The 7,095-nt window shown below is 55.0% G+C and carries 7 protein-coding genes; 6 read left to right on the forward strand and 1 reads right to left on the reverse strand.

All coding sequences use genetic code 11. The annotated features are described in order from the left end of the window. Positions 1 to 31 precede the first annotated feature (31 nt). The 6 genes from ASD58_RS32935 to ASD58_RS22910 all read left to right on the forward strand — a co-directional run. Positions 32 to 1,473: hemagglutinin repeat-containing protein (locus ASD58_RS32935; RefSeq protein ID WP_373994470.1), on the forward strand; the 1,442-nt coding region annotated here is incomplete at its 3' end. A 37-nt stretch (positions 1,474 to 1,510) separates the two neighbouring features. Next, positions 1,511 to 4,276, forward strand: coding sequence for a hemagglutinin repeat-containing protein (locus tag ASD58_RS32350; RefSeq protein WP_229210074.1), 2,766 nt, complete (start codon positions 1,511 to 1,513; stop codon positions 4,274 to 4,276). A gap of 632 nt (positions 4,277 to 4,908) precedes the next feature. Beyond that, positions 4,909 to 5,397 carry a hypothetical protein gene (locus ASD58_RS22900; RefSeq protein ID WP_057263540.1) on the forward strand — a complete coding sequence of 163 codons (489 nt, stop codon included), beginning with the start codon at positions 4,909 to 4,911 and terminating at the stop codon, positions 5,395 to 5,397. Beyond that, on the forward strand, positions 5,397 to 5,972 hold the full coding sequence (locus ASD58_RS22905) for a hypothetical protein (protein ID WP_057263541.1): 576 nt from the start codon (positions 5,397 to 5,399) through the stop codon (positions 5,970 to 5,972). Before ASD58_RS22900 ends, ASD58_RS22905 begins: the two co-directional genes overlap by 1 nt. Positions 5,973 to 6,023: 51 nt before the next feature. Beyond that, entirely contained in the window at positions 6,024 to 6,410 is a 387-nt protein-coding gene (locus ASD58_RS31470) for a hypothetical protein (protein WP_156401440.1), read from the forward strand. After that, on the forward strand, positions 6,407 to 6,850 hold the full coding sequence (locus ASD58_RS22910; protein WP_057263542.1) for a hypothetical protein: 444 nt from the start codon (positions 6,407 to 6,409) through the stop codon (positions 6,848 to 6,850). Before ASD58_RS31470 ends, ASD58_RS22910 begins: the two co-directional genes overlap by 4 nt. 5 nt (positions 6,851 to 6,855) lie before the next feature. On the opposite strand, the gene ASD58_RS32355 is transcribed toward ASD58_RS22910, so the two are convergent. After that, positions 6,856 to 7,095 (reverse strand): hypothetical protein (locus ASD58_RS32355; RefSeq protein ID WP_229210075.1); only part of this gene is annotated, 240 nt, incomplete at its 5' end.

Here is a 7,095-nt window from a genome sequence, read left to right on the forward strand (position 1 = left end):
CCAGAGCATCGTGCGGAACGCCAGCAACCATATGAGCCAGAGCGCCAGCCAGGACGTGGGCACGCAGATCCGCACCAACGGCGCGCTGACCCTCAACGCCGGGCAGGACATCAACGTCAAGGCCGCCACCATCAATGCGGGACAGGCGCTAAACGTCACCGCCGGTCGCGACCTGAACATCACGGCGGGCCAGGCCACCCAAAGCGCGGACGGTGCATTCCAGCGTACCAAGAAAAACGGCTACACCTCGAAGACCACGATCACCACGCACGACCAGTCGCAAAGCACGGTGGCCCTCGGCTCCAGCCTGCAGGGCCAGAGTGTGAACCTGGGCGCGGGCCAGAACCTGCTGCTGTCGGCCAGCGACGTGATGGCGGAGCGCGACGTCAACATGTCCGCCGGGCGCAACCTGAGTATTCTCAGCGCCGAGGAAACCAGCAAGTCGGACAGCAGCTACCAGATGAAGAAGTCCGGCTTCACCATCGGCTATTCGTCGGGCAATCTCAGTGCCGGCTACGGCAAGTCGAGCAGTTCCACCCAAAGCAACCTGGAAACGGTGACCCAGCATGGTTCCAGCATCGGCGCCCAGAACGGCAGCGTCAAGCTGAAATCCGGCGAAACGCTGCAAGTGGTGGCCTCCGACATCGCCGCCAAGGAAAACCTCACCCTGATCGGCAAGAACGTCGACCTGGCCGCGGCGCAGAACACCTCGGTGGGCCAGCAGACCAGCCAGAGCAAGGCTTCCGGCTTCTCGGCWGGCTTCACGGTCAACCCGCTGGCCGCGTTCAAGGACGCCTACAAGGAAGACACCAAGAGCACCAAGAATGGCAGYTTTATTGGCCGGGAAATCGGCAAGGCCGAAGGGGTAGCCGACGGTGCCCGCGCCGCGATGACGGTTGCCACYTTGCAGTTCGGYTCCCACAGCAAGAACAGCACGGAAAACCACGCCACCAGCGAAGCACGCACCAGCACCCTCACTGCCGGCAAGGACCTGACCATCCTCGCGACCGACGGCTCGATCACCAGCCAGGGCACGCAGATGAGCGCCGAAGGCAACGCCTTGCTGCTGGCGAAAGACAGCATCAAGCTCGACGTCGCCCACACCACGGAATCCAAGTCGCAGGATTCGAAGACTTCTGGTTTTAACTTCGACAACCGCACCGCCATGATGGTTGGCACGCTTCACAACAAGAGCAACGGCAGCGGCGCCACCGACACCGTGACCGGCACAACGCTGTCGGCCGGCGGCAGCGCCACCGTGGCGACGCAAACCGGCGATATCACCCTGATCGGCGCGAATGTGGCGTCGGAAGGCCAGCTGGCGATCAACGCCGCGCGCGATTTGACCATCACCAGCGCGCAGGATACGGTGCGCAACGCCAACCAGAGCGACAACAAGGCAATCGGCAAGGTGGTCATCTCCGACACTGAACGCTTCGCCGGCTACCACAACGAAAAGCACCTGGACAACGGNAACGCCAACCAGAGCGACAACAAGGCAATCGGCAAGGTGGTCATCTCCGACACTGAACGCTTCGCCGGCTACCACAACGAAAAGCACCTGGACAACGGMARCGAAGTCAAGCAAGTAGCCTCGAACGTCGGCAGCTTGAAGGGCGACGTGGTGCTGAGCGCCGGCGAGAARTACACGCAGACCTCCAGCAACGTGACGGCGGGGAACGATGTCAGCATCACCGCCAAAACGATCGACATCAACACGCTGGACAACACCGGCAGCAACCAGACCGCCAACAGCGACCTGAAGATCGGCGCTTTCGCCCGCATCAGCTCACCGCTGATCGACCTGGCCAACAACATCGAAGCAGCGCGCAAATCCGACGGCCGCCTGAAAGAGATGCAGCGGATGGCAGCGGCAGCCAACGGCGTCCAGGCCGTCACGTCGATGAAGAGCGGAGTGCTGGTCAAAGGTGAAGCGGGGCTCGGCTTCGCCAGCAGCAGCAACTCCAGCAACGGCAACGGCAGCACGGCCGAGGGTAGCACCATCAATGGCGGCGGCAACGTCAACCTGACAGCCACCGGCGGCGACATCCACGCCACCGGCGCGGCGCTGAACGCCGGCAAGACCCTGAGCCTGGACGCAGCACAGAACATCGTGCTGGACGCCAGCCAGAGCACAGCCCACAGCGACGGCAAGAATCACAGCGCAGGTGCGGAGGTGGGCGTCGGCTTCCAGGTTGGCGCGCAAACCGGCGTGTACGTCTACGCCGCCGCCAACGTGGGCAATGGTCACAACAAGAGCGACACCACGATCAACAACAACACCCAGCTGAAGGCTGACACGATCAACCTCCACAGCAAGGGCGACACCACGCTGAAAGGTGCGACGGCAACAGCCAACACCATCAATGCGGACGTCGGCGGCAAGCTGGCCGTGGAAAGCCTGCAGGACACCAGCCACCAGGAAAGCAGCCAGACTGGCGTCGGCGTGCGTGTGGAGTTCGGCTTCGGTGTGATGAACGGCAGCGGTAGCGTATCGCAGGCCAAGAGCAACGGCAGCTCGACCTCGGTCGGCCAGCAATCGGGCCTGTTCGCTGGTGACGGCGGCTACCACGTGAAAGCCGACACCATCGACCTGAAAGGCGGCGCCATCGCCAGCACCAACGCTGCCGTATCCGAACTAACCACCAATAAGCTGACCACTTCCAACCTTGAAAACAAGATGGAGTATTCGGCCAGCAGTGTCAGCCTGGCAGGCAGCATCAGCGGCGACAGTGATTTCGGCAAGAAGAACGAGCAAGGCCAGACCATACCATTTACCAAGGACAGCCAGCTGTTTGGCGACCGCAAAGGCGGCAACGTCGCGCCAGGCCTGCCGATGATGGAAAAGGGTAGCGACAGCTCCACCACCTACGCCACCGTCACCGACGGCAAGATCACCATCGGCGGCGTGACCACCAACTCGGTGAAAGACCTGGGCATCAACACCGACGCGAGCAAGGCCAACGTGGCGTTGGACAAGCTGCCGGACATGCAGAAGCTGATGAAAGACCAGCAGGCCATGTCGGCTGCCGCCGGTACGGTCATCGCCACCGCCAAGCAGGTATCGGCGGCCTTTACCAGCGATGCGCGCAAGGCGGAAGAAGCTGCGCAGAAAACGCTAAAAAATGAAAATAGCACGCCTGATCAAATAGCGGATGCGAACAGGACAATCGAGGAATCCCGGAAGGTCCAGGCTGAATGGGGTGTAGGCGGCGACAAGAGCCGTGCGCTGAATGTCGTCACCGGAATACTGGTTGGCGGAGTCGCGGGGCAGGGCGGCGCCCAGATCGCAGCGAATGCGGCCGCACCATACATTGCTGCCGAAATTGGCGACTACTTCAAAACGAAGGGCAATGAAAACCAGACCTTGCAGGACTTGAGTCACGCAGTCCTGGGTGCCGCTTTGGCAGTTGCCAACAATTCCAGCGCAGTCGGTGGCGCGCTGGCGGGTGGCGGTGGTGAATTGGCCGCGCAGATCTTGACGAAAGAGCTGTATCCGCAGGCTTTTGATGCCAACGGAAATCTGCAACGGGACAAACTCACGCCGGAACAAGTTAAGAACGTCACCGCGTTGTCCAGCGCCATTGGTGCACTGCTGTCAGGCGCGAATGGCGGCAGTATGTTCGACGCCGCAATCGGCGGACAAGTGGCGACAAACGCAGTTGAGAATAACTATCTCAATCACAAGCGGCCGAGTCCCATGAAATATTCTGAGAAGGAGGCCTATGAATGGGCCGTGGAGGCTTGTAAATCAGGTAACGACCTTGCATGCAAAACGCGCGATGAGCTGACCTCGATTTCCAAACAGCGAGATTATTTTCTGGATAAGGCATGCAGTTCGGGCAGCCGCGAGCAATGCAGGGCACTCTCCGATCAGGCCTCAGATATGGGAAATTTGGTTCAGGGTGTTTACGGAGGAGTGGTCTACGCCAACACCACGAAGAAGGGTGCGATTCAAGACCTGAACACTTTGGTAATGGGCCCCGTTACCAGGCCTGAATCATTCCACGATACGGTTGCTAAGAGCACATCAGAAGGGCTCTTGCTTGGGTTGGGGAGCGAGGTATCGGTGTTGATTCCTGCGAAGCTTGCTGCGAGTGCGAGCAAATATTTTGGGGCACTCGGAGACGCCCTATTTGGCGAGCAGCGCATGGCAAGGATGGGTATCGGTGTTGATTCCTGCGAAGCTTGCTGCGAGTGCGAGCAAATATTTTGGGGCACTCGGAGACGCCCTATTTGGCGAGCAGCGCATGGCAAGGATGGCTTTAGATCGTGAATTGCGCGCTGCACCGCAGTTCTGGGAAATTCCAGCCGAGGCCGCGACTTCTGAGGCGAAGGCAGGGGTATGGGCAGGAAATAGCGCGAAGGTGTCGACGGGCCAGTCCATTGCTCCTGCAGTGACGCCAAAGCCAACAACGGCCAAGCCTCCTGTTTCGCCAAACTATTCGGCACCGTCTACAATCGAGTCCATTGCATCTGCCGCTAACGCGAAGAGAGTAGTTCCTGCCGAGATCACTTACGACCTTGGTTCGATCTCGAATTCATCAACTGCGCTGGATTCGAGTTCATTACTTAGTGGCATTCCTTTTTTTGCGATCAGGAAGTGCTNCGCCGACGTGCGCCGCATCTTCCTCTACCAGGGCATGGTGATCGGCTTGCTTCGAGTCCATTGCATCTGCCGCTAACGCGAAGAGAGTAGTTCCTGCCGAGATCACTTACGACCTTGGTTCGATCTCGAATTCATCAACTGCGCTGGATTCGAGTTCATTACTTAGTGGCATTGGAGGTGGCGGCAACATTGCGTATAGGGACGCTAAAACTGGAGTCGTATTCCTTCGCGAAGGATCGTCGATCAAGGACTCTGCAGCAATTGGGGCAAATACAATTCATCCATCCGAACTCGGAGAATTGCTTGGTAGAGGTGGTAATAAAGACGTTTTTGCGTTTGGTCAAAACGAAGCAGTGGGCGTGCTGCGGGCCGGAAAGAATTCGCAGCTCATAACGGACGAACTCAAACTATTACACCAGCTCGATGACTTGGGTATTCCAACGGTCAACGCTCGTGGACCGGTCAGCATTGGTGAGCAGCCAGGTCTTGTCTTTGATAGGTTTGCCCAAGGATCCAAAGATATCGTCAGACTTGAGAATGGAAAGGTACGTATTGTTGGCGAATCGCCATTGTTAAATGAGCAAAGTATTGCAGATTTGCAAGGCATTCGTAACACTATGGTGAATAACAAAGTCCAAATCAATGACCTACAATTTTTAATTAGCAATGAGGGACGCGTTGTTGTTGCAGATCCCCTTGCTGTTAATTTGAATACATTGCCTTCAAAGAATAATTTACGGATGATCGATTTGTTAATTCAGTCCGCAAAAAAGAATGGGAAACACTAATGGAAACGAAAAATACACCTTTGCAATTCAGCGACGAGCTTAACGACTGCATTGGTAGGCGTGTTGTTAAATTGGTGCGTTATAGTTGGTGGCCGAAAGAGGAAATTTCTGCCGAGTGCGGAATTGCTAGTGAACTTTCCTTTTCCTTAACTGCTGGTCCTTTGGAGGTTGTTTTTGATGATGAAAGTTCACTAGGAATCGCTAGCGACCCAAGCCTTAATAGCGTTATCGTTTGGTGGGAGCGAGAATCCGGAGGTCGCGCTTGTGTTGACTCTCCTTTGGCCGCTGATGCCGAGCTATATCCCGTGAGTGCTGATGATGAAGAATATGCTAGCGAATTTTGGAGAAAGTTATTAAAACGGAAATTAATTGAATTTTCTATTTATAAGAAACGATTAATGGGTTCTCTGGAAAGTGAGCTGCCAAGCGAATTGGGATTGCATTTTATTTTTGAGGATAATTTAGGGTTCATCGCGTCGCACGGGCTCCATGATGGATCGGATGATTTCTCAGTCCTCATGCTGAATCAATTTGCAGATACGCAGAAAGACCAACTGGTGGAAATTCCATTGTAAGGAATTGGCGCAAAGGGGGAAATTGAAACCTCCGAGGTAGTATTGCCCGGTATGAATCACCCAGTCCGACCGGTAAACCCAAACTATCCGCCAAACCCATCAGTTGTCGATATTATGAATAGTCGTCAAATGAAGATTTGGACTGATAACACTGGATGCATTGATTGTTCTGAGATTGCGCCAAAACTACTTGACGCGGCCGGAGGAAAAGGCCAGATTCTTGAAGTTCGTCCTACCAACCCTGGAATGCTAAATGTTTTCGAGAACGGCGTGATGGAATCAAGTCAATCCTATCATCAGGTTTACACCGATGGACGGTACGTGTACGACCCAAGACTGTCGTCACAACCAATTCCCAAGGGAGATTGGGAGCAACATATTCGGAATATCAACCCTGATGGTGTCAAAATTACCGACGATCTGAAAGGGCTTAAATGAATAACGCGTCAATTACCGTGCCAGAAGGACAGCTACTCAATTTGATTGAGAAGTTGGGAAGTTTGGCGTGGCGTAAGTACCAACAGCGCTTTCCCGAGGTTTGGAAGGATAGCAAGTTTCAACCGGAGGATCGTTCTGGATACCCGCCGTTTATCAGCTTTCGCTTTGAGAACGAAGATCCCGAATTAGTCGCACAGCTCAAGAAGGCGGTTGATAATTTCGATGGGGCAGTCGTTTGGATAATGGGTGGACATAAACGCGATCCGTTGCCAGGAACGAACTGGATCATTTGTCCTAAGCGCTTCTGGGAAATTAGCGATTCCCAGCTAGGTTTAGGAGTGTCAGCAGGAAAATATTTGGCTGAACACGATCCATCATTTGGGCCGATAGCTTATGACGACTTATTAGCGTTGACGAAATATCTTAACAAAATATTTTAACAAAATTATTTGCCTATATGGTTGAGATACCATTTCGCCTCTCTACTTTCGAGCGCGGCGGCCGGAAGGCATAAACGGGGCAAATCCGGCAGGAGCTTTCGTTCCTTTCCGCAATCTAAAGCTTCACTTGATTTCAATGAATCACTTAGTCGGCCTTGAATAATCCCATACCGCCCGATTCTAAAGGCGAAACGCTCAAAAATCACTGCTGAGATTTGCAAGGTTTCGCTAAAATGGTGGCAATT

Source organism: Duganella sp. Root1480D1 (genome assembly GCF_001427305.1).
GTDB lineage: Bacteria > Pseudomonadota > Gammaproteobacteria > Burkholderiales > Burkholderiaceae_D > Rugamonas.

Excerpts from the sequence above, each read along its gene's own strand:
- ASD58_RS31470 (WP_156401440.1), top strand. The coding sequence starts at position 6,024 with ATGAATCACCCAGTCCGACCGGTAAACCCAAACTATCCGCCAAACCCA.
- ASD58_RS22910 (WP_057263542.1), top strand. The coding sequence starts at position 6,407 with ATGAATAACGCGTCAATTACCGTGCCAGAAGGACAGCTACTCAATTTG.
- ASD58_RS22905 (WP_057263541.1), top strand. The coding sequence starts at position 5,397 with ATGGAAACGAAAAATACACCTTTGCAATTCAGCGACGAGCTTAACGAC.